This is a genomic window from Prevotella marseillensis, assembly GCF_900625065.1.
In the GTDB taxonomy this organism is placed as follows: domain Bacteria; phylum Bacteroidota; class Bacteroidia; order Bacteroidales; family Bacteroidaceae; genus Prevotella; species Prevotella rara.
Genome location: NZ_UYXY01000001.1, coordinates 549,228 through 572,791, shown reverse-complemented (window position 1 = coordinate 572,791; position 23,564 = coordinate 549,228). Strand labels below are relative to the sequence as shown.

General features: G+C 43.0%; 15 protein-coding genes and 1 pseudogene. 8 read left to right on the top strand and 8 right to left on the bottom strand.

Annotation, left to right across the window (positions count from 1 at the left end):
- Positions 1-838 precede the first annotated feature (838 nt).
- The 5 genes from EJL04_RS02545 (at position 839) to EJL04_RS02525 (ending at position 7,422) form a co-directional block, all read left to right on the top strand.
- The gene (locus EJL04_RS02545) at positions 839-3,388 is read left to right on the top strand and encodes a TonB-dependent receptor (RefSeq protein WP_125103972.1); all 2,550 of its coding nucleotides are present in this window, start codon (positions 839-841) and stop codon (positions 3,386-3,388) included.
- A 13-nt stretch (positions 3,389-3,401) separates the two neighbouring features.
- Complete coding sequence (locus EJL04_RS02540; RefSeq protein WP_053398146.1) at positions 3,402-4,265, top strand: DUF5689 domain-containing protein; 864 nt, start codon at positions 3,402-3,404, stop codon at positions 4,263-4,265.
- Positions 4,266-4,300: 35 nt separating this feature from the next.
- Positions 4,301-5,953, top strand: coding sequence for a choice-of-anchor J domain-containing protein (locus EJL04_RS02535; RefSeq protein ID WP_053398145.1), 1,653 nt, complete (start codon positions 4,301-4,303; stop codon positions 5,951-5,953).
- A 105-nt stretch (positions 5,954-6,058) separates the two neighbouring features.
- Positions 6,059-6,310: a type B 50S ribosomal protein L31 gene (locus EJL04_RS02530; protein WP_021851667.1), complete on the top strand. Its 252-nt coding sequence runs from the start codon at positions 6,059-6,061 to the stop codon at positions 6,308-6,310.
- Between the two features lie 164 nt (positions 6,311-6,474).
- Complete coding sequence (locus EJL04_RS02525) at positions 6,475-7,422, top strand: DNA/RNA non-specific endonuclease (RefSeq protein ID WP_125103971.1); 948 nt, start codon at positions 6,475-6,477, stop codon at positions 7,420-7,422.
- Positions 7,423-8,203: 781 nt separating this feature from the next.
- On the opposite strand, the pseudogene EJL04_RS16550 reads toward EJL04_RS02525, so the two are convergent.
- Positions 8,204-8,417, bottom strand: a pseudogene (locus tag EJL04_RS16550) (TrpB-like pyridoxal phosphate-dependent enzyme); the annotation flags it as partial.
- A 536-nt stretch (positions 8,418-8,953) separates the two neighbouring features.
- Between EJL04_RS16550 and EJL04_RS02520 the strand changes: the two are divergent.
- The 3 genes from EJL04_RS02520 to EJL04_RS02510 all read left to right on the top strand — a co-directional run bounded on the left by EJL04_RS02520 (position 8,954) and on the right by EJL04_RS02510 (position 13,348).
- Positions 8,954-10,399, top strand: a complete 1,446-nt coding sequence (locus EJL04_RS02520; RefSeq protein WP_125103970.1) for a sodium:solute symporter — start codon at positions 8,954-8,956, stop codon at positions 10,397-10,399.
- Positions 10,400-10,529: 130 nt separating this feature from the next.
- Positions 10,530-12,191 (top strand): putative transporter, encoded by a 1,662-nt coding sequence (locus EJL04_RS02515; protein ID WP_053398142.1) that lies wholly within the window; start codon positions 10,530-10,532, stop codon positions 12,189-12,191.
- Between the two features lie 719 nt (positions 12,192-12,910).
- Positions 12,911-13,348, top strand: a complete 438-nt coding sequence (locus EJL04_RS02510; RefSeq protein WP_021853998.1) for a DUF6515 family protein — start codon at positions 12,911-12,913, stop codon at positions 13,346-13,348.
- Positions 13,349-13,482: 134 nt separating this feature from the next.
- Here EJL04_RS02510 and EJL04_RS02505 read toward each other — a convergent pair whose 3' ends face one another.
- The 7 genes from EJL04_RS02505 to EJL04_RS02475 form a co-directional block, all read right to left on the bottom strand.
- Entirely contained in the window at positions 13,483-14,394 is a 912-nt protein-coding gene (locus tag EJL04_RS02505; protein WP_125103969.1) for a helix-turn-helix transcriptional regulator, read from the bottom strand.
- A 30-nt stretch (positions 14,395-14,424) separates the two neighbouring features.
- Positions 14,425-16,161 (bottom strand): ATP-binding protein, encoded by a 1,737-nt coding sequence (locus tag EJL04_RS02500; protein WP_125103968.1) that lies wholly within the window; start codon positions 16,159-16,161, stop codon positions 14,425-14,427.
- 456 nt (positions 16,162-16,617) lie between these two features.
- A complete protein-coding gene (locus EJL04_RS02495) occupies positions 16,618-17,379 on the bottom strand; it encodes a hypothetical protein (RefSeq protein WP_125103967.1) in 762 nt (253 codons plus the stop codon).
- Between the two features lie 126 nt (positions 17,380-17,505).
- Entirely contained in the window at positions 17,506-17,982 is a 477-nt protein-coding gene (locus EJL04_RS02490) for a DUF4112 domain-containing protein (RefSeq protein WP_125103966.1), read from the bottom strand.
- A gap of 76 nt (positions 17,983-18,058) precedes the next feature.
- Positions 18,059-20,122, bottom strand: coding sequence for a dynamin family protein (locus EJL04_RS02485; protein ID WP_125103965.1), 2,064 nt, complete (start codon positions 20,120-20,122; stop codon positions 18,059-18,061).
- Between the two features lie 14 nt (positions 20,123-20,136).
- Positions 20,137-22,248 (bottom strand): dynamin family protein, encoded by a 2,112-nt coding sequence (locus EJL04_RS02480; protein WP_125103964.1) that lies wholly within the window; start codon positions 22,246-22,248, stop codon positions 20,137-20,139.
- Positions 22,245-23,531, bottom strand: coding sequence for an IS1380-like element ISBf11 family transposase (locus EJL04_RS02475; RefSeq protein WP_125103963.1), 1,287 nt, complete (start codon positions 23,529-23,531; stop codon positions 22,245-22,247). Before EJL04_RS02475 ends, EJL04_RS02480 begins: the two co-directional genes overlap by 4 nt.
- Positions 23,532-23,564 lie beyond the last annotated feature (33 nt).

The following is a 23,564-nucleotide window of genomic DNA, read 5'->3' as shown; positions in this document are numbered from 1 at the left end:
GAGGTGGTGGTTATTTTTGCAAAGATAATGCAACTTAAAGATAATTCAAAAAATTAGATACTTTATTTTTTGATTATCCGGATTTTGAAACAAATTTGTAGAAAACAAGTAACAATAATGACACACTGCGCCCAAAACCCACATCAGCGCCAACCGGGAGAAACCTGAAGGATACATCACAGCACGCCAGCATGTGCCCATATTGCAACTTAAAGCCCGCATCGGCCCAAAACAACGCATCGGCCCAAGACTGACGCACCCGGCAAAATCACGGCAAGCCTCAACACAACTCAAAATCTGCATGGAACACGCTGGCCGAACTGCACATACGCACAAGCCAAAAGCCGGACAAAGACAGCCGTGCGCACGGCGCTCACACACAAAGAGATAACACACTGACATACAATAAGTTACAAACAGCATTATAAAAGGTATCCTTTTAGGCTGCAAAAGGTGGCATATTGCAATGTAAAAGGTGGTCTTTCGGAAGCCAAAAGACCACCTTTTGCAAAACGGCATTTTGCCAACTATAATACACGGACAAAAAACTGCACGAAAGAATACAAAACACCATTGGAAAAAACGCAGGCTAAAACTGCATAAAAACCGTGGCATGCGAAAAATAGAACAAAAAAGCAAACTGCAAGAACACCGCTCGTTAAAGTTGCATAAAGCTAGTAAAAACGGGCTATTCAAGGCCAATGAACGTGGAGATATTACACTCTGATTAAATTTAACACAAAAAGAAGCAAGCAAAAAGATTATTTTTTGTTTTATTTTTGATGTTTATCTAAAAAAAATTATCTTTGCCAAAAGTTTATTACCTAAAACCATTATTATGCAAAAAAAGCTGAAATTAGCAGTGATTGCTTTATGCTATACGCCTTTGCTGCATGCGCAAAGCGATTCCATAGGGCAAAGGGGTGCCGTCTTGAGTGAGTCGGCATTCACATTCACGGAGGCACAATTGGGCGAAGACGATGACATGTCACAAAACGTAACCATAGTGAACTCTAACTCAAACATCTATGCAAGCGAGGTTGGATATCTGTTCTCACCTATGCGTTTCCGCTACCGTGCATTCGACCAGAAATTCAACGACATCTACATTAACGGCGTACCGATGAACGACATCGAGTCTGGACAGTTCCGCTATTCGGTCGTAGGCGGACTCAACCAGCAGACACGCAATATGGAATTCTCATTGCCCTTTGAGAGCAACAACTTTGCCATGCCGTCAATGGGCGGTGCAAACAACTATAACTTCCGCCCGGCTGCCATGCCCACAGGCCACAGGCTGACGCTGAGCGGCGCAAACCGCAACTACACCCTGCGCGGAATGTACACATTCAACTCAGGACTCAACAGCAAGGGATGGGCCTTCTCTGGCAACGTGACTTACCGCTGGGCCAACGAGGGATATGTTGAGGGAACATTCTACAACTCGCTCTCTTACTTCCTCGGCGTGCAGAAGGTGTTCGGCGACGGCGCACATTCGCTCTCGTTAGTAACATGGGGCAACCCCACGGAGCGTGCATCACAGGGTGCAGGTACTGACGAGATGTACTGGCTGGCAAACGACCGCTACTATAACCCTTACTGGGGATATCAGAACGGCAAGAAGCGCAACTCGCGCATCGTGACAGACTTTGCCCCTACAGCATTGCTGACATGGGACTGGAAGATTGACGACGAGACAAAGCTTACCACGTCGCTCATGGGAAAATACAGCATGTATAAGAGCACAAAGCTCAACTACAACAATGCTGACAACCCACACCCCAACTACTGGAAGAACATGCCGAGCAGCTACTATGACGTATGGGACGAGACCGACGCCACCAACCGCACAGAGCAATGCCTGGCAGACTGGAACACGGCATACAACTACTGGACTTCGTCGAAGGCCAACCGCCAGATAAACTGGGACCGCCTGTACTATTCTAACCGCCAGGTTTCAGCACAGGGAGCCGACGCCATGTACTACATCCAGGCCAAGCACAACGACGCGCTGACAGTATCACTCGCGTCAACGCTGAACAAGCAGCTCAGCAAGAACAGTCAGCTCAACTTAGGTATCATCGCATCTACAAACAAAGGCATGCACTATCAGACGATGGAAGACCTGCTCGGAGCTACCACATATCACAACATAAACACATACGCCCTGGGAACATACGACCGCAACGCCGACGAAATACAGTACGACCTTAACAACCGCAACGGTGTGGTAAGAGAGGGCGACAGATTCGGCTACGACTACAACCTGCTCGTAAACAACGGCAAAATATGGTCGAGCTACAGCGAGAACTTCGGCATTATGCATTACACCATAGCAGCAAAACTGGGATACACCAGCATGCAGCGCGACGGTAGAATGCGTAATGGTATGGCAGCCAACAATTCTTACGGCAAGAGCAAGACAGCCCAGTTCCTCGACGGAGGATTCAAACTCGGCACAAGCTTCAATCTCGGACGCGGCAACACGCTGACCTTCGGAGCCGGATATGAGCACCGCGCACCTCAGGCAAGAAATGCGTTTGCATCTCCTGAAATCAACAACGACTTCGTGCTCAACCTCAAGAACGAGCGCGTGTTCAGCACCGAAATCGGCTATCAGCTGCAGACATCATGGCTGCATGCCAACATCAACGCTTATTATAGCTATCTGACAAACGTAACCGACTGGCAGAACTTCTACTTCGACGATATCAACTCGTTCTCATACGTATCTCTGACAGACATGAAGAAAGAGTATTACGGAGTTGAAGCCGGACTTAAGTTCAAGGTTACAAGCGCATTCGACATCAAGCTTATCGGTACTATCAGCGACGCCAAAATCAAGAACAACGCTCATGTACGCTACATGAACTCAACAAGCGCGCTCTACACCGACGAAATAGTATACAACAAAGGCATGCGCGACTCTGGCACACCGCTCACAGCAGCAAGCCTCGGCTTGAGCTATCACAGCGGCGGATGGTATCTCGACCTCAGCTGCAACTACTACGACCGCATCTACCTCTCTTATTCTCCATGCTACAGATACGAGAGCACACTCAACGCACGTCAGGAGGCTGTAGGCGACATCTACGACAATGAAGGCAACGTGCGCGCATCTGCATTAGAGCAGGCACAGGGCCACGGCGGATTCATGCTCGACGGATCAATCGGCCGAAGCATCTATCTGAAACGTGGATCGCTCTCTATCAACCTCATGGTTACAAACATCCTGAACAACCAGAACCTCTGCACCGGAGGATATGAGCAGAGCAGAAGCGACTACACAAGCTCTGGCAACATCCGCGCATACCGCTTCTCTAAGAACCCGATGAAATTCTATGCTTACGGGACTAACGGCATGCTGAACATTACTTACAGATTCTAAAAATCAAAAGACGATGAAAAAAATTAAATATATAAAACTGATAATGCTCACGCTGGCCCTCGGACTTTCAGTTACATCATGCATGGACGAAGACTGGAGCGACCCGACAGGAGACACCGCGCCCTACGGCAATAACGACATACAGGAGACAAACGTAATATCTATTGCCGACCTAAAAGCCAAATATGCATCAACCCTGGCCAACCAGAACGACACGGCGCGCATAACAGACGACCTGCAGATAAAGGCCCGCGTAACAGGAAACGACATTGGCGGAAACATCTATAGCGAAGTGGCTGTCGACGACGGCACAGGAGCAATACTTATCTGCATCTCTCAGGGCGGACTCTTCGGATTTCTGCCTGTAGGTCAGGAAATACTTGTAAACCTGAAAGACCTCTATATCGGAACCTACGGCTACCAGCCGCAAATCGGCACTCCGTATACTAATGCCAGCGGAAAGACATTCCCGAGCAGAATGAACAAGACTGTATGGCAACAGCACTTCAAGCTGATGGGCGCAGCTGATGCGTCAAAGATAGACACTCTCGAGTTTGACATCAGCAAGGCAAAAGATGCCAGCTACATGAAAGAGAACTGCGGACGCCTCATGGTTGTAAAGGGTGTAAGACTCAAAGATGCCGACGGCGTGAAGACTTTTGCACCTGAATCAGAGAAAGACGGCGGCAACGGCGTAAGCCGTCCAATAGAAGGATTCTCTTCAAACGAATTCGTAGTACGCTCAAGCACGTATGCCGACTTTGCCGGAACAGTAATGCCACAGGAGAAACTTGACATAACAGGTATCTTCACACGCTACAGCAACACATGGCAGATACTGATGCGTTCTGACTCAGACTTCAAAATATCAGAATAAAAAACATTTAACAAAACAATAAAAGAACAACAGTTATGAAAAAGATATTATTTTCAGTGCTTGCCCTCGCTATGGCAGCATTCTCATTCACAAGTTGCGAAGACGTTCCCGCTCCTTATGACGATCCCAACGCAGGCGGCGGTGGTGAGGTAGTTTTGCCTGAGGGCGTACTGCTCGACCAAAGCTTCACCAACTCGTTAGGCAGCTTCACATCTGTATCAGCAAGTGGCTCGCTCAAATGGTACAACGACTATTCAAGCGCTATGGTTACAGGATTCCAGGACTTCAATGGCGACGGTCAGAAAGAGAACCAGGCCGGAGTTACATATCTTGTTGGCCCCGAAATCGACCTCACTGGTGTTGAAAACGCATACATAACCATCAACCATGCGCTTAACTACGAACGAGGCGACATCAATACAAACAACACTATCCTGATAAGCAAGGATTATTCAGGCGACGTAAACACAGCCACATGGGAGCCGTTAAGCTACAATACAGACGGTCTGAACTCAGGTTTCGAATTCTGCGAGAAGAGCGTAAACATCCCTGCATCATACATGGGAAGCAAGGTTGTTATCGCACTGCGCCACACCTGCTCAGAAAGCCAGTCATCAACATGGGAGGTTAAGAGCATCAAGGTTCAGGAAGGCAAGGCACCTGAAGAAGGCGGCAGCGAAACTCCTGACGGCACATATATCGACCAGGATTTCTCTTCTTCACTTGGTTCATTTACATCACAGTCTGCAAGCGGAAGCCTTAAATGGTATAACGACTACTCAAGCGCCATGGTTACAGGTTTCCAGGATTTCAACGGAGACGGCTCTAAAGAGAACCAGGCAGGTGTTACATATCTCGTAAGCCCTGTAATCGACCTTACAAGCACAACAGAGGCATATATCACCATTAATCATGCCATCAACTATGAGAAGGGTGACATCAACGCCAACAACTCTATCGTTATAAGCAAAGATTACAACGGCGACGTAAAGACTGCAACATGGAAGATGCTCGAATATGACACAAACGGCTTAGGCACAAGCTTCACTTTTATGGAAAAGAGCGTCAACATTCCTGCTGAGTATATTGGAAGCAAGGTTGTTATAGCACTGCGCCATACATGCAACGACCAGCAGTCATCAACATGGGAAGTTAAGAAACTTTCTGTAAAAGACGGTTCAGTAGAAGAGCAGCCGGGCGGAGACACAGGCGATCTTACAGCTCCCAATGGCGACTTTGAGGCATGGGTGTCAGGTCTTCCCAACAACTGGTCGACAACATCTACAGCCGGAAATGCAACACTCTCTATGAGTACAGACGCTCACAGCGGTTCATATTCAGTAAAAGTTGCCGGAGATTCAAAATACAACAAGCGTATATCATACAAAGAAATAGAGCTCAAAGCCGGTGAATACACAATGACATTCTATGCCAAGGCTGCCACATCTGCAGGAGCATCAGTACGTCCGGGATACGTACCTGTTACAGACGGAAAAGTAGGCAACTATTTCTATGGCGACTACACAAATGACATTACAAGCAGCGAATGGGTAAAAGTTACACACACCTTTACTATTGATGCAGACGGAACATATTGCGTAGTGATTATGAACTCTAAGAATCCTGGCGGAGATGTCCTCATCGACGACTTCACCTTGAGCATGGGAGGAACAGTCATTATAAAATAATTTATAAAAATTATTACCAAAACATTTGGCAGGCTGCGGAAATCTTCGTATTTTTGCAGCCTGTAATGTGTAATTATATTTTTAACAACAATATTTAAGAACAAAATGAAAAAAGGTATTCATCCAGAAAACTATCGCCCCGTCGTATTTAAGGATATGTCCAACGGCGATATGTTCCTTACACGTTCTACATGCAAGACTACAGAGACAGTAGAATTTGAAGGCGAAACTTACCCGGTGGTAAAAGTCGAAATTTCAAGCACATCTCACCCGTTCTATACAGGTAAGAGCAAGCTCGTTGACTCAGCTGGTCGCGTAGACAAGTTCATGAGCCGCTATGGTAAAGCTCGCAAATAATAGATTACCATATTTCGATTAACATACAAAGTGCGTTTGGGCGTAGTTGCATATACGTTTAAGCGCACTTTTTGTCTAAAGACATTTCTACTCTTTCCGCATCTTTTTCTTGCTGGCTTATGCGGATTGTTCATTATCATACCATCATAGTTATTAGTAAATTTATGTCTGTAAAAAGTATTTTTAGCAAAACAGCCCTGCTCAAACTCGCAATAATTCTGCCGTCATTTATTCTGCTGACAGTCTCATGCAGCAATGACGACAACGACAACGGAGGGAGCGGAAAAGAAGAGATAAATCTCAATAAGAATGAGATTACCACAGACAATGCTGTCACCCGACTTGAATTTCCACGCCTGAAAGGAGGCAACAGCATAGTTCTCATATACAGGACCAAAGGCGATAAACAATATGACAAAGACGAAATCAACTATTGTGTCGAATGGGACTGTAGCAAGAAATCGCAGCGCTGGTCGTGCTATCAGATGCACCAAGGCTACACCGGAAATTACAGCCGTGTGACTGACAGCTATCATAACGACCCCAGCCTCGACTCAGAGTATTATTGGGCTGAAGACTATTATTATGGCTCCGGGTATGAACATGGGCACATCTGCCCTAACGCCGACAGGAAATTTTCTTATGATGCAAACTACCAAACTTTCTACATGACCAACATGCAGCCGCAATATCACAAATTTAACGGCTACACAAACAGCGGTCAGGATCAAGGCGAAGGCCTATGGGTAAGAATGGAGGATCAGGTACGTTCATGGACTCCCAGAGCAAAGACTGATACGCTATACGTCTGTAAAGGAGGAACAATAGACAATGAAGACCAGATAATTTCAAGAATACAGGGTAAACTTATCGTACCAAAATATTTCTTCATGGCATGCCTTCTAAAAAACAGCGAGGGCTATAGAGCTATAGGATTCTGGGCCGAACAGAAAAAAGACGAATGGCGGACAGACGACCCGCTTTCACTATATGCAGTTACGATAGACCGGCTCGAAGAACTTACGGGCATCGACTTCTTCTGCAATCTGCCTGACGATACGGAGAACAAGGTGGAAAGCAGCATAGCCATTAAAGCATGGGGACTGAAATAACCGATTACATCATTTAAATATCTGAAGAGTCATATCATCACTCCAAAATGCAGAGATTGATATGGCTCTTCACATTCATCATGTCAAGACTGATTTGGCTTAGATATAGCATGAAAATACAAACGTGAATAACACCCAAACGACCTAAAATAGACACAATAGCCAATAATCGCATTCGATATTTACGACTCTGCGAGTTTATCCTACCAATGTATCCATAATGACATTATCATCAACATATATTTTTATTCCGTCATTACTTATTGTCAATCAGAACAATATATACAGACAAGAAACATCTTGCCAATTTAAGAGCAAATTCAAATATAGTTGCAGTATTATCGCGGCTGATACAGATTCAATAAAACAAAAATCGGCTCAAATCAGAATTGGATTTGAGCCGAGTGTTACATCTGAAAATCAATCATTTTCCATTTATTATCATTGTAAAGAGAGTATGCAAAAAAACATAATGACTAACAACTGCATAATTGTGACTATGAGTAAAATTACATTGTATGGTAAATCCGTGTTTTGTTTATCAGCACCCGTCTCGCCATAAATGTTTTTATGCAAGTCCCTCCTTACTACAACTGAATATAAAGACACTGTGCCGCTTGCATCACTGCAAGATTCGGCTATACACAACTTATTCCCAATAATTTATATCAACCTAAATTTCAACATCCATCAACTTTGTCTCTATATTCCATCAACCATATTATAAATAATCATCAAGTCATTTTCATCAATCCGTATGACCGGACAATATTTAAGCATTTCAGCCTATGGAATCAAGAGCATTTATGTTTTTCTTAATATCGTCATCGGACAACGAACAGTTAATCAGGTCTCCGTTGAAATACTGATCATAAGCAGTCATGTCTGTTAGGCCGTGGCCGCTTAGATTAAGCAATATCACCTTCTGTTCTCCTCTATCTGCACTTAGCTGCCTCACGTATGTTTGCCGCCATGGCGTGGCAGATATCAGGAGCCGAATATCGAGCGCCTTTTCAAGCGCATATCCTCAAGTGGTGCTGAACGTTAATATTTACGCATATCGAGCACCTCGTCGGGGATGTCCATCCATGCATGCTTATTGTCAAACTTCTATCTGCAACACTATTCACAGAACACGAGAAAAGTTTTTCAATGGCTCTTTTGTTGCCAGATTAAGAGGCTGCAGCGGTTTGCCAACCACGTCTATCTAGATATTATACCACCATGTGTGGCATCTCGTTTTCTTGCAGCATAGACCTCTTATGCCCCTTTATATCTCAATTTATATTTCCGTTTGTTACTCTCAACATCTTACGACGACAAATTTAATATTTTTCTTTATAAAAAACAAGAAAATTTCAAATAATTTATTCAAAAAACTTACAATATGATTCCATACCTTATTATATAACGGCAAAAAAGGCCGATAAACGGATTTTTGTGACAAAATTAACTGCGAACAAGCTCTGCCGGTTACAAATAAAACACTGAAGTATCTTTGTTGTTTACAAAAAAACACTACCTTTGCATTATGCTTATTCTGATTACTGTCTTGATTTATTTTGCCGTTCTCTTCGGCATAAGCCGGCTAACATCGCGTAAGGCCGACAATGAAACATTCTATCGCGCCAACCGCAAATCGCCATGGTACATGGTTGCCTTCGGCATGATTGGCGCATCGGTGTCCGGTGCCAGTTTCGTTTCCGTGCCGGGCATGGCGATGCACATGGACATGACCTACATGCAGACGTGCATCGGATTCATACTGGGATATTTTGCCATAGCCTTCATCCTGCTGCCTGTATACTACAGACTAAATCTTACCACAATATATTCGTACCTGCGCGAACGCCTCGGGACGCGGTCGTACAAGACGGGAGCCGCATTTTTCATTCTGTCTGACCTAACGGCCGTGGCAGTGAAATTCTACGTTGTGTGCATCATCCTGCAGCGCTTTGTGCTCGATGCCTATAATGTGCCATTTGCCGTCACCGTGCCCGTGCTGATGTTCCTTATATGGCTCTATACTCACAAAGGCGGAATAAAGACTCTGGTATGGACCGACACTGTGCAAACGGCATGCATGCTAGGTGCGCTGGTGCTGATAATAATAAAGGTGGCCGGAGAACTCGACATGAACTTAAGCGAGGCTGCAAAGGCTGTTGTTGCCGACAGCCACAGCCGCATGTTTGTGTTTGACGACTGGATGACGACACAAAACTTCTGGAAACAGCTTGTCAGCGGAGCTTTCATCGTGATTGTCATGACAGGACTTAACCAGAACATGATGCAGAAGAACCTTACGTGCAAGACTCTTGCCGAGGCACGCAAGGACATGTGCACTTACGGCTTTGCGTTCGTGCCCGTCAATCTGCTGTTTCTCTCTCTCGGCGTACTGCTCATGATGCTTGCCGGACGCAAAGGCATGCCCCTGCCCGACAGTCCAGACGAACTGCTGCCCATGTTTGCCGCCACGGGCGAGCTGGGTTCTGTCGTGGTGGTGCTGTTCATCATTGGCATTGTGGCAGCTTCAGCCAGCACAGTCGACTCGTCGCTTACGGCTCTCACCACGAGCTATTGCGTCGACATTAAGGAGCGTCCGGCCGACGTTGGCCTGCGCCGCCGCGTGCATGTGGCCATAGCTGTGATATTTGCAGTGTTCATACTACTGTTCAGGATGATAAACTCAACAAGCGTGATCGACGCCATATTCATCCTCTGCTCCTACACCTACGGCCCTCTGCTCGGTCTGTTTGCCTTCGGTCTGCTCACCAAAAGAAAGGCGAGCGACACAGCCGCGCCGTATATCGCCGTGGCATCACCTCTGATATGTCTTGCCGCCAACTACATCGTGCCGGCTGCTACGGGATATAAATTCGGTTACGAACTGCTGCTTCTCAACGGGTTCATAACCTTCTGCGGACTATGGATAAGCGGAATCGGCAAAAATCAGGATGCAGGCAAAGACATAAGATAAAGAGACATAAAAGAACAATCTGCAGGCACGAAACATCTTTTTATCATGATTATGCGCCTGCTTATTAAATTTGTTTTGTATTTTTGCACCGCAAATCAGTTTTAAGGTAAAAATTTTTCCAGGTAATATCATGGAATGGATTAACGGACTTTTCACCACACACTCTGCCCTGCAGACAATGGTACTGCTGTCGCTAATCATAGCGGCCGGACTGGCATTGGGCAAGCTCCACGTCAAAGGCATATCACTCGGCGTTGCCTTTGTATTTTTCGTAGGCATCGTGGCCGGACACTTCCAGCTCAGCGCCGACAAGAGCATGCTCGACTTTGCCGAGACATTCGGACTTACCGTGTTTGTTTATACACTTGGGCTCTACGTAGGCCCCAACTTCTTCGGACTGCTGCGCCACGAGGGCATAGCCGCCAACCTGTGGAGCCTTGGCGTCATAGTCATAGGCACCGTCATGGCCCTCGGCCTCTGCCTTGTCCTGCCCGTCAGCCTGCCCGACATGGTCGGCATACTGTGCGGAGCGACAACCAACACGCCCGCACTCGGAGCTGCACAACAGGCACTCGAGGCTGCAGGACAACCTAGCGGAGGGGCTGCCCTGGGATGCGCCGTTACTTATCCGCTGGGCGTAGTGGGCGTAATATTGGCAATGATACTGATCAGAAAGCTGCTTGTTAAGCCGGCCGACCTTGAGCCGCGCATATCCATGGAGGAAGACAACACATACGTGGCGCAGTTTGTCGTTATCAATCCGGCCCTAGAAGGCAAGACGCTTTCACAAATATCGCAGAAATCGCATATCAAGTTTATCATTTCACGCATCTGGCGCAACGGCGAGGTGATAATGCCGCTAGCCAACACCCAACTGCACATCAACGACAATGTGCTGGTAGTCACCATGGCCGACGAGATTCCGTCGATAGAGATTCTGCTGGGAAAGAAGATTGAAACCGACTGGAACAAAAAGAAAATAGACTGGAACGCCATAGACGCCCAGGTGGAAAGCCGCGTCATAGTGCTGTCACGCCGTGTGCTCAACGGCAAGCACCTCGGACAGCTGCACCTGCGCGACACTTACGGAGTGAACGTCAGCCGCATACAGAGAGGCGACATAAAGCTGCTGGCCACCGACGACATCAGGCTGCAGTATGGCGACCGCGTAACAGTTGTTGGCGCACCAGAGGACATAAACCACGTGGAAGGATTTTTGGGCAACGCCGTACAGACGCTCAATGAGCCCAATCTTGCGGCCATATTCCTGGGCATAATGCTCGGTCTGGCTCTCGGCACCATACCGCTCAGCCTGCCCGGCATGAGCGCCCCCGTAAGACTCGGCATAGCCGGAGGCCCAATCATCATGGGCATACTGGTAGGCTCGCTCGGCTCTCGTGCCCACTTCATAAGCTACACCACGCCGTCGGCATCGCTCATGCTGCGCAAGCTGGGCCTGTCTCTCTATCTTGCCTGCCTCGGCCTTGAAGCCGGCTATCAGTTCTTCGAAACCGTGGTGCGCCCCGAAGGTCTGCTGTGGATAGGCATAGGCTTCGCACTGACAGTGGTACCGGTGCTGATAATAGGAGCAGCCGCACTGCTTACACGCAAATATGACTTCGGCACTATATGCGGCATCCTATGCGGCTCTATGGCCAACCCGATGGCCCTAAGCTATGCCAACGACACGCTGAAAGGCGACTCTGCCTCTATCAGCTATACGTCGGTTTATCCGCTGGGCATGTTTGTCCGTGTGGTCATAGCCCAAGTGCTGGTGATGTTCCTTGTATAGGACAAACCAAATAAATATGGTAAAAGCGGTATGCTGGCACAATGACATGCACCGCTACTAACATAAAAATTGCAGCAAAGAAGGATTTTCACTTTGCTGCAATTTCTTTATATACCCTTACTATCTGAAAAACGCAGACGCTCCAGAACTGCGTTATTTTAAAAATAAAATATTTTGTCCGCAAATACGCTGAAATAAGTGTGCAAACGCAACTGCACTGTCAACAGCATTTTACAGAGAATCTACAGCATTGTGTGCAATAAAATTTGATAAACAACGCCCCCAAAAGCCCATAAAACAGAGTTAAAAACAACCGTTTTGGCACTCAAAAAGCGGCCACTTTCGAGTCAGAACCATATCGTTTACGATGAAAAAGCATACGTTATTTCTTGCTTTGTAAATATTCTTTATCAGAGAAATGTGTTTTACATTCAATGTATTTCTATTTTGCCGTAAAATCCGGACATAAATCAAATAACATTTTGCTATATATAACGGATAAAACACTGTCATAGGGAAATGCACACAAAACACCGAAATCCATATCAAACTTAGGGAAATCCCTAACCACTTGTAGGGAAAACAATTCTGCCGGCAGATATTTAATGCCTATCTTTGCAACAGAAAAATAATTAAAAGCAATGCCTGAGCATACTGGAGACAGAGGCTTCGACCGGCAAAAAAGAAATAATAACAACAAAATAAAAGGAGACTACGCTATGAGAAGATTCAGACTATTATCGCTGCTAATGCTTCTGACGCTCACATGCGCAACAACAGGAGCCTCTACACTGACTGAGACATCGTATATAACTCAGCCCAAACACCATAAGAAACATCACCACAAGGCACCGCCACATAAAAAATATCATCACAAGAAGCGCCCTGCTCCGCCGCCGCACGGACGCCCGCCTGGAGTGGTGATACATCATAACCACAGGCCGTACATCTACTCACACGGACGTTACTATTGCGACAGGGGCGGCACATACGTTGTGGTAAAACCGTCAATCGGAATGATTGTGCCAAGTCTGCCCACCGGCTATGTAACGGTTAAGCGTCCGCACGGCAGAATAGGCTATGCATTCGGCGGAGTGGTTTACGAGAAAATTACTTCTAACGGAGCATTTAAGTTCAAAATTGTAGGTTTCTTATAAAAAATAAATTCCAAATCTAAAATGATATAAACCTGGAAACCCTAAATAATGCTTTAATTTTGAATATAAAAAGAAAGTATGAACGCTGCAACAACCCCATGCGCGTTCATACTTTTGTTTTCATAAATATGCTGCTATTTTTTTATCAGCCCGTAGGCCACTGCCATGTCTGCCACTTCGTCAGCCATCTCGTCGCGAAACCATCCGGGCGACAACACCTCGACCGCCCCGCCGCGTGAAAGCAGTTCCTGACGGAAATCGAACGTCGGCTTTATGTAATATTCAAATACGGAATAGTCTGAATATGTTTCTGTCTCGGTCTGCGAAGAGTGAAGTCTAAGCGAACGCAAATACATACGCTGACGGCCGTACACCTTGATGCGTACCCGTTCCGACTTGATGTCTTCGGTTATTATTCCGAAACAGCTTGAGAACCATGCTTCAGGGTCGAAGTCCTTTGGATATGTAAACTTATTGTCTGTGGTGTCAAGCCTTAATATCCTGTCGAGCGAGAATGTCCTTACGGCATTGCGCTCGTCGCATAGTCCCACGACATACCACCGCTGCCTGAACACTTTGACGCAATAAGGACTTATGGTATAAATCTTAGCCTCGCCGTCAAAGTATCCCTTATGGCTTATCTCTATCTTCAGGCTGTCGCGCATAGCCTCTATCACCGGTGCAAGATAATCCCGGCCCGACGGTATTTCCTCAAACAATATGCGCCGCTTCAGATGATGGCTCTCATTTATAAGATTGTTCACCGCAAACGTATTGAGCAGCCAGTTGCGTATGCCGCCCCGCTCCATGTCCTCGGCATTCTCAATATAATAATAGTAGCCGTGCCGGCGGTCGCATTCAATGTTTATGTCAAACACTTTCTCTATGGCTTTGCGCCAGTTATGAAACGTGCGCAGAGGCAGGTCTACGCCTTCGCTTAGCTGCGAGCGCAGCCACCGCTCGTTTATCTCCTCGAAGGTTATGTTCCGGGCACGGTAGATGGTATCAACCAGCCAGATGTATTTGTCAAAAAGATCTTGTGTCATATTTTATTTTTATTTAAATGTCAATTTATATTACGATGTCTTTCGTGATATTCCTGCATCACTAATGAATCCTACTCTCGGCATCGGATTTTTGTGTATCAGTTCCTCATCACATTTCTCCTTTATATATTCCAGACTCATTTTCTCTTTTCCATAGAGAATGAGGTCTATGGCCTGCTTGCGCGCAACGTTCTCAATCTGCCCGCCGCTAAAATCATAATGATAAGCCAGATAGCATATATCTTCGTCACTGATTACCGGTATCATGCTCTTCCAGATGCCGCATCGTGCCACAATGCTCGGCTTTTCGAACTCTATCTTATAAAGGAAACGGCGCTCAAAGGCTTTGTCCAGATTCTCCGTAAGATTCGTCGTGGCTATAAATATACCCTCGAGCTGTTCAAGCTCCTGAAGAATTATGTTCTGTATTGAGTTCTCCATCTTTTCCACAGCCCTGTCGGCACCTTTCTGCCTGATGCCAATCAGAGCGTCGGCCTCATTAAAAAGCAGGATTGGTGTTACATCTGAGGAGTTTACCAACGCGCGGTAACGATCAAAAAGGTTTTTCACATTCTTCTCGCTCTCGCCAACCCAGCAACTTTTCAGTTCAGCATAATTCACCTGTATCACATCACGGTGTGTTGCCTTTGCCAGCTGCATAACAGTTTCAGTCTTTCCCGTTCCAGGTGCGCCATAAAACAAGCACGTAAAGCCTGAGCGCATGCCTACTCTCTTTAATTCGCTGCACACTTTGGTGTATCTTTCTTCGGTGAGCAACTCTTTCAGCTGTTCGACCTGACGGCTTTCGCGTTTGTTATAGTACATCTTGCACTCCGTTATGTCTTCATGCTTTATCAGTTCTTTGAATCTGGTCGTAGCGTTCAAATTCATGTTCAGCTCTGACAGAAACTCCTGTTTAGCCTTTACCGTCAGGTTATATTTCTCGTGGTTGACCAGTCCGTCTTCATTACAGAATTGAATCAGTCCGTTCTTTTGCAGCATGCTTTCGCCTCGAGAGAGCTTACCCTTCAGCTTATTTGCAATAGCCCTATTCTTGAATAAGTCTCCAAAACTTTGCGTGTCCATGTTGTAATCGTTGTCACAAACTAAACGACTTGTCCAGAAAACAAATATTATGCCTTCGTCATTTACAGTATGGTCGCAGATAAGTTTATAGGTACGCAACTGCTTTACAAACTCGAGATTTCTGTTTGTTTCAAGCAAACTGAATAATTCTGAAATAAATTCTTCATACGGCAAATAATCATAAACACGAGATTCAAACAGACTGTAAATCTCACAAAACAACTCATCGCATGTAAGAAGCTTAGGCTCAACCGGCACAAATGCCTCATTATGCTTAAACGCATCTATCACATCAGGCCCCATGGCGTATGTTGTTTCACCACGTCTGTTTTTTATGCGTATCATCTTTCTTTTTAAAAGCTCGTCAATCTCAGTGCTGTAGTTTATCATCCTTACCATACGGCATTTCAGATATTCTGCCAAAGTTCGGAGTTCGACATCTCTGTCCCAGCAGTTGTCTACAAACAGAGACAGCAGCACGGCTTGTACTTTGTTCACGGACAATTTACGGCACACATAACTGATATAAGGTTTTGCTTTCTCATAAAACTCATCACTCAGGTTTGAACCTTCAGAGAACTCCACAATATTATCCATGGCCACCATCAATGTCAGCTTTTCTTTCTTCTCTGTCTTTTCTGTCTGTTCGCTTGTTTCTGTTTTCACGTTTAATTCTCCCATCTTATGTATCCTTTATGTTTTTACTTTATCATCTCCAAACTGTATGAGCCTGGTGTCTGTTCCGCCTTTTTCAGACAAAGCTACCTATTTAGCAGCCTTTCCGTGTACATCCAAGCCACACAATTATGTTTTACGGATGCAAAGATTGCCATTAGCTATGCCAAAATAAAGCACAACCAAAATATTTTCTACTTTTACATGTTCGATATCACCAAGATTACATCAACATGCTGCGCCGACCGCTGCAGTGACACCTAAAGAATTTGCTATATTGTAACATATTGTCTTTCAAGATTTTCTTATTTCAAAAATCTCTGTCGTAATTTACATAATGCCGTAGCTCGGCATCAAAAAAATCTGTCAGCATTTCGGAAAGTAAGGTGTTGTACACACTGTCAACAACATACAATCTGAAACACTGACAGACAAGTCTCATGATAATATTACTTTTATAACTTAAAGCTTAATCCGGCTCCACGCTTCCTCAACGCCCGACATCATGTCTGAATACATTTTTTCGTGCGTATCACCTGTATAGGTTGGATGCCAGCTGTCAATAACCATCTTACGGGTTTGTGGCGAATAATATATCCAGTTATTCAGTTTCATCAAGTCTGTAAGATAATTCTCTGCGACAAAATCCTTTATTGCCCCAGAAGCGCCACAACACAAAAGTATGTTTGCATCATAAGCAGAAATCTGTTTCACCAGCAAGTCTTTATAACGCTCCATATACGACTTCAACACAGAAGTTTCAATGCTGCTCTTACCTACTTGTTTTTTGCAGTTTACACGGGCAACGGGTGCCCGGTCGTAAAAGGGCTGATAAACATCTTGTCTGTCTATTTCAGCAAACTTCTTGGCATGTCCGTTGGCATCGATCGTCAGCAATCCGTAAACCCAGCGCATGAGGTTCTTATAGAACGGTGCAGAAACCACAACATTATTTTCGCCAGAGAAGTTGTTGCGTCCTGTCTCCGCACGTATGTCCCACGCTTCCTCATCATTAAGGTCTTTGGTCAGTATCAACACACGCCTCTTGGCACGCTCCCATATAGAATTCTCATTGCCCGGTTCACGGCTCCAATAGCCGTCTTTATAAACAAACCGTCCACGATAAAGCAGTCCGTCAGGTGCTAGTTCGCAGCCATCACCGTTGGCGACAGAACGCTTCCGCCATTCGGCAAAAATATTATCTTCAAATTGCTTATAATTCATTTTCTATAAATCATATTTGAATTAACTTATGAGACATACTGAAATTAAAATGGTCAAAAAAAATTCTATTAAAATCTCCCCATGTTTCCATTCTAAATCATATGGCTTATTCTATTTTCAGTTTAACTAAAACAGCCCGGCAATAACGTGCCAAAACCATGTCATCACCTTTATTGTCAGCAACACAAGGAAATAAATAATTACGCACAGCATAACTATGAGAACAGCCATCCTCACCGCCTTGCGGTTTATCTCACTTATAACCTTTTTGTCGCCTTCAACAAACCCAACAATCAGTTTAAAATTTCGGACAAACGACTTGTTGAACACGTCAATGACATCACCGATATAAAATGGAATAAGTCCCATCGCAATATCGCACAGCGCATTATAAATCACCGCCAATGTCAGAGGCACCGACCGTATCTTAACTGCACTGACATAAATGTAAGGCAGCGTAAGCAACTGTGTGAGCAAGTCACCAAATCCTTCAAGCAAAAAGCCTAACACAGCATCAAGATAATATTTATCCATCAACCGCGCAATCCTTTCTGCAAGTTGGTATGACCTGGATGACTTTATTTCAACTAAATCTTTGTTCATTTTATATTACAACAATCGTTCCAAAACATATTTTAATTTTCTTGCGAATAATCAAATCAATTTACAAATAGGAATTTTATAAATTAGAAATAATTACTTTAAGTTTTTCAACTTCTTCATTTAACTTTTTCTCATTGCCTTCAATGCTAGAGATCTTTTCTTTAACAGCAGCTAGTTCGTCTTCTTTTTGTACCTTATTTGCCAAGACCTCCTCTGCTTGAGTTTTTAAATGCTCAATTATAGAACGAGCAGCATCGCCATTAAGTGTTTTTATAAATTTACTCTTTCCTAAATTAAATTTACATTTTATATCATCCCAATCAATAGATGAAAAGAAATCATCACTTATTTTACGAGCCTCATCTCTACGAGAATCAAACAAACTAGCAATACCAACGAATGGCAATACTACAGGCATTGCAAATACACCTATTATAATATCTCCAAAAGAAGCACCATCGTCTTCTGAAACATTATTATCATTACCTATATTTCCATTCATTATTCTACCCGAAAGATCAACATCTAAACCTTTCATAAGAGTACGACGAAATTGTTCAACTAACTCGTCTGAATCATCAATATATTTTTCTATGACACTTTCTATATCTTCTGAAAGTTGATTTAAGTTATTATTTAATGACTTCTTTATCTTTGTACCTGAATCTTTTAATAAACGAGGAATTTCACGCTCACGTAATCTTTCAATACGTGCAGTCAATTTACGAATCAAAGCGTCCTTTTTGTTCTGTTCAATTATACGTTCGCATTCATTTCTTACTTCATCAACTTTATCTTGAATATCACGAAAGACTTTTGTAGATATTTCGTCATATTCATCAGATAAATCCGATTCTGCATTCTCTATTTTTCGTTCTATCCTACGTTGTACCTTTTGTAGATTTGCAATTTTAGTTTCAAGTTCTTCATCAGGCATTTCCAAATTTGATTTACGCTGACGAAGCTCCACTAATTGCGTTTTATAATTATCCAAAGTATTTCTTGCTTTCTGAAATATCAGATTTACGGGTTTGTCAATAAGAATTTTTTCCTTCTGATTTGAAATAACGTCCCTAACTTTATCTTCCAAATCGGATATCCGACTTAATTTTAACAACTGCGACTGTGTAGTAACTTCAAAATTATTACATGCGTCATTATAATGATAATTTAAATCTGCATCTTTATTTATTTCAGACATTGGCATCTTAGCCAAAAGCGCCATTTGTGCAGAAATCAAAATAGGTTCAACATCCTTTAATAGTTCAGAAACAGACTCATCATTACTCTGACGAACAGCTTTTCTAAGTTCATCTGTAATAAATCCTTTTATCTGATCAGGAGATTCTCCCTGAACGATTTGGATATCATATTTATTAACAGCAAGTATAATTTTACCAACACCTACTTTTCTGACTTTATCAAAAAGTATATCACGGTCTGTCGAATCAAAAGCTCTTCCTGCATAAAGCATCATCAAAACAACATCGGCACGTTTTAAAAATTCTTTAGTTCGTTCCTCTCTAGAAACGACAGGATCATTAAATCCTGGAGTATCAACAATTTCAACGCCTTTCAACCATTTTTCAGGAAGAGTAATCCTTACAGATTTAACAATAGAGACATATTTTCCATCAGCACCTACATACTCTACAAGATTCTTTAAATCATCACATTTTATTGTACCAAGCAAATTTGGTAATTCTGAAGAAATTACGAATGATTTTTCATATAATTCTTTAGCAGCCTTTATCGATGATAGTGTCTGAGAATCATTACATTCCTTTACATCTCGCATTGCAAACGTTTTTAGTTCTTCCCATTCATCAACAGAATAAAATTCCACTTCAATGCTTTTTTTATCGCCATACGTTATTACAGATAAAGCAGCTGTCATCGGAGTTGTTGCAGCAGGAAGAAGTTGTTCACCAAATAAAAATGAATTTAGAAATGTAGATTTTCCACATTTCATTTGTCCGATTACACCAATGGTGAGAATATCTTCATTTATTTTTGAAATGATTTCATTATATGATGTTTTATCAAGCCAGCCAGCTTTTAAAGCCGCATCAGCCAACAAACATACCTGCTTTTTCTTCTGCTGGAAAGCAGTAAAAAGATTATTTTGATTATTTTCCATATGCTATATAAAAATTAGTATTTCACATTATATTTTTCACATTGTTTCTGAGCATCTTTGTTGCCAGCTTGTGCTGCCATTGTATACCAAAATATAGCTTCATCCTTTTTGCCTTTCTTCATAAGCGTTTCTGCTTTGAACATATAGTCTTTAACATTTTCTCCTGATGTTATAACAGTTTGAGGATCTTGCTTTTTTTGATTTTCATTGTCTTCAGATATTTTTTTTGAATTATCTGATACATTAGAATTCGACTTCATATTATCTCTCTTATAGCCTTGTCCGTATTTCAAATCGTCTTCTATTTCTCTATAAAGATTTTCATCAAGATTTTTTATGGCCTTCAATAGTTGATCAAAAACTTTTTCAATATCTGATTTTTGTTCTTTAAGTTCGCTATTTATATTTTTGTTTTTATTATATTTTTTTTGACAATTAGTTTTTAAATCAAAATAATCTTCTAGTTCATGACTTCCATCATATACAGAACCACATAATTCTTTTAACTCTTCATAATCATATTGATCCATTTTATAATAATCTTCACTGAACCAAGGTGATTTAAGTTCCGGAATATCTTTTATTCTCTTTGCAGCCTCACATTGTTCTGATAATTTACTTTCAATTTCATCATCAAAAATAGATAAAGAGTTCTCTTGCTCATGTATATCATGTTTTATTCTTTTTATTTCATCTGAGATTTGATCAATTTTTTCTTTTAGAAACAAACATATACGACCTATGTCATTTCCAATCCGAACATCTGGCAAAGTCTTAACAATACTCATAAGCTCTTCAAGTTCTGCCTTCTGTGAAAATCTCAAATAACCTCGAACTTTTATACCTGATCGTTCCATAGTCTGACGAATATGTTTTTCAAGCTTATCAAGCTCTCCCGGAGATTTTGTGTCTGCTTTATTAATAATAACATACAAAGGAAGGTCTTTCAGATTATCAGATATGATTTTAAGGGACGTTCTATTAATCTCTCCAGAATTTGCATCCATAACCCAAAACAATGCATCTGCTTCATTAACCACATCTAAAGTACGATCCTTATCCTTCTCATCATTACTAGAAAATCCAGGCGTATCAAGAATACTCAAGCCCTTTAAATTTACATTGTTATACTTCATAACAAAATGACGGATTATTGGACTTACATTCACACGTGCAAGTATGTCCTTATTCACTTTTTCAAACATGGATTTCTCTATTAACTTTAGATTTCCATTTTGATCTGTAAATTGAGACAAGAATGTCGCACCATAAGAAATATAAGTTGCAATAGCAGTAGTTGCTTTACTGCTTACCGGCAATTTTGGGCAATCAGGATCATCTTGAGATAAAATTCTATTTACAATTGATGTTTTACCTGCTGAAAATTCTCCAATAAAAGCAATGACCTTTTTACCTTTAAGCCATGACTTTCGTTGAAGATTTCCCCATTTTAAAACAAGTTCCTTTACCTTTACACTATCAGCTTCAGCTACATCATTACAATCTTTAAAATATTGTTTCAGTAAAGGTATATATTGATCATTTACAATGTCCTCAACCTTTTGGACTTTTGCAGCATACTCCAAAGCATCTCGATCATCACTATCTTTTGCCCCAATAATTGCATTAACAAATTCTATTGATTCAACATTCTGGTTGTTTTCATTTTTTAAGTCATCCCTTTCTATCTCTGTCGCTTCAAGAGTTTGCTGCATGGATTTTAACTGTTTCTCGATTTCGGACAACTTCTCTTCAACATCATCTTTTTCTCCTTTAAGTTTATTCAACTTTTTCTTAATAGATGATATTTCATCTTCTAAATCTTCTATTTCTTCTTCTTTATCTTCGAGTTGCTTCTCCTTATTAGATAAATCTTTTTTTAAAAGAGACAAAACTTCACTCTCATTCTGATCAGAAGAATTCCTAAAAACTTCCAAATTAGTTTTTAGATCCTCAAATCCGCAACCGCCCTCATAAGATGACACAGAGGTCAAAAAGGTAGCGACACTGTGGCAAAAGAGGGTGCAACGCAGCAAAAATCGCCACAAAGACGCATTAAATCCCCTTACCCCACCATGCGACTTGAGGCAATACGCAAAATCACGACCATAAGTTGTCGGTGTCATCCAAAGTCATTCTGGAACACATCAGCATAAGCGTTGTTGCATGAATAGATATTCAGCACATACTGCCTTGATGTCCTGACCCATTTGGCTGGCACAGAGATGAACTTGAAGACAAACGCCTTGATGCGGCTTGTTGCTTTGAGTCCGAACCTCTTCACGTCAAGCCTCGCCATGATGAATTTATAGAAGTTGCGTATGAGTGCCGTAAGCAGAAGAAACACCGTGTTTTCTCCCATGAAGGATTTTGGAAGCCTGTTCCAGCCGAATCCGTTATTCATGTCATCGAAGATGCGTTCCTTCCCTCCACGGAGGTTATAGAATTCGACAATCTCTTTCTCGGAAGACTCGTAGTCATTTGTAAGGATGCAGCGGTAGGTGTATTCTCCTTCCCACAGGTCGAGTTCGCCGTCTATCCGCTTCTGTCTTTGAATCACAAGACGGTATGCCTTCCCTTTCCATTTCTCGATGAGAATGGAGGCCAGCTCAAACGCAATGCCGCCCAATTCCACTTTCTTCCAACCTCTGAGGGCTAAGATGTCATTGTAGAGCGAACTGCATCGGTTGGCACGGATATAGAAGGTCTTGCAGTGTTTAGCAATCTCTTCCACTATCTCTTCAGAACACGAGCCGCAATCAGCTCTGAAACGGTTGATAATAAGCTTGTTCTGTTCAAACCTTTCAAAGAACCTCTTCAGCGTGTCCTTCTGGTGGAAACGGACATTTGTGTTGCCGTCGCTGTTCTCAATGCCGACAATCAAGTCGCCAATAACCGCCACGCCAGGGTGATAACCAAGGAACTTCTTGTATGTAGGCTTCGCATCATACTTCTCAGCCTCTATGAACTGGTGGTCGAAGTCAACGTCATACCCCTCGCCCTCTTTCAGTTGCCCTGTGGACAATAGGCAATTGAGGAGCAGTGTATTCAGCTTGTCTGCCGTGTTGAAGTCGTAGGTCTTGCCAGTGTCGGATGTGTAGGAAATGTTATCCTGGGTCAGTTCCTTTATGGCTCTGAGAATCGTGTCGGCACTGCATGTGCGAAGTGTCGGATGAAGCGAGAGGTGGTACATCAGATGAGTGGTGACATCCTCTATGCATGAGCCGCCACAGAAATAAACGCTCATAAGCGAACGGATGATTTCGCTGTATTGATAACCATACAGCCTGCATCTCATACCGAGGGTTGAGTCGATTACAGATGAGAGATTGGAGTCAAATTGCTCCATTATTGAAAAAATTCCTCCAAAAGGAGAGAGTTTCTCAGATTTTATTGCTACCTTTGCCATGTCTGTCGGGTTTGATACATATTTTGATTTGCA

What these genes read in the sequence shown, in the direction of transcription:
- EJL04_RS02540 (WP_053398146.1), top strand. Translation starts at nt 3,402, where the DNA reads ATGAAAAAAATTAAATATATAAAACTGATAATGCTCACGCTGGCCCTC.
- EJL04_RS02515 (WP_053398142.1), top strand. Translation starts at nt 10,530, where the DNA reads ATGGAATGGATTAACGGACTTTTCACCACACACTCTGCCCTGCAGACA.
- EJL04_RS02525 (WP_125103971.1), top strand. Translation starts at nt 6,475, where the DNA reads ATGTCTGTAAAAAGTATTTTTAGCAAAACAGCCCTGCTCAAACTCGCA.
- EJL04_RS02500 (WP_125103968.1), bottom strand. Translation starts at nt 16,161, where the DNA reads ATGGGAGAATTAAACGTGAAAACAGAAACAAGCGAACAGACAGAAAAG.
- EJL04_RS02480 (WP_125103964.1), bottom strand. Translation starts at nt 22,248, where the DNA reads ATGACACCGACAACTTATGGTCGTGATTTTGCGTATTGCCTCAAGTCG.
- EJL04_RS02505 (WP_125103969.1), bottom strand. Translation starts at nt 14,394, where the DNA reads ATGACACAAGATCTTTTTGACAAATACATCTGGCTGGTTGATACCATC.
- EJL04_RS02520 (WP_125103970.1), top strand. Translation starts at nt 8,954, where the DNA reads ATGCTTATTCTGATTACTGTCTTGATTTATTTTGCCGTTCTCTTCGGC.
- EJL04_RS02495 (WP_125103967.1), bottom strand. Translation starts at nt 17,379, where the DNA reads ATGAATTATAAGCAATTTGAAGATAATATTTTTGCCGAATGGCGGAAG.
- EJL04_RS02545 (WP_125103972.1), top strand. Translation starts at nt 839, where the DNA reads ATGCAAAAAAAGCTGAAATTAGCAGTGATTGCTTTATGCTATACGCCT.
- EJL04_RS02510 (WP_021853998.1), top strand. Translation starts at nt 12,911, where the DNA reads ATGAGAAGATTCAGACTATTATCGCTGCTAATGCTTCTGACGCTCACA.
- EJL04_RS02530 (WP_021851667.1), top strand. Translation starts at nt 6,059, where the DNA reads ATGAAAAAAGGTATTCATCCAGAAAACTATCGCCCCGTCGTATTTAAG.
- EJL04_RS02535 (WP_053398145.1), top strand. Translation starts at nt 4,301, where the DNA reads ATGAAAAAGATATTATTTTCAGTGCTTGCCCTCGCTATGGCAGCATTC.
- EJL04_RS02475 (WP_125103963.1), bottom strand. Translation starts at nt 23,531, where the DNA reads ATGGCAAAGGTAGCAATAAAATCTGAGAAACTCTCTCCTTTTGGAGGA.
- EJL04_RS02485 (WP_125103965.1), bottom strand. Translation starts at nt 20,122, where the DNA reads ATGGAAAATAATCAAAATAATCTTTTTACTGCTTTCCAGCAGAAGAAA.
- EJL04_RS02490 (WP_125103966.1), bottom strand. Translation starts at nt 17,982, where the DNA reads ATGAACAAAGATTTAGTTGAAATAAAGTCATCCAGGTCATACCAACTT.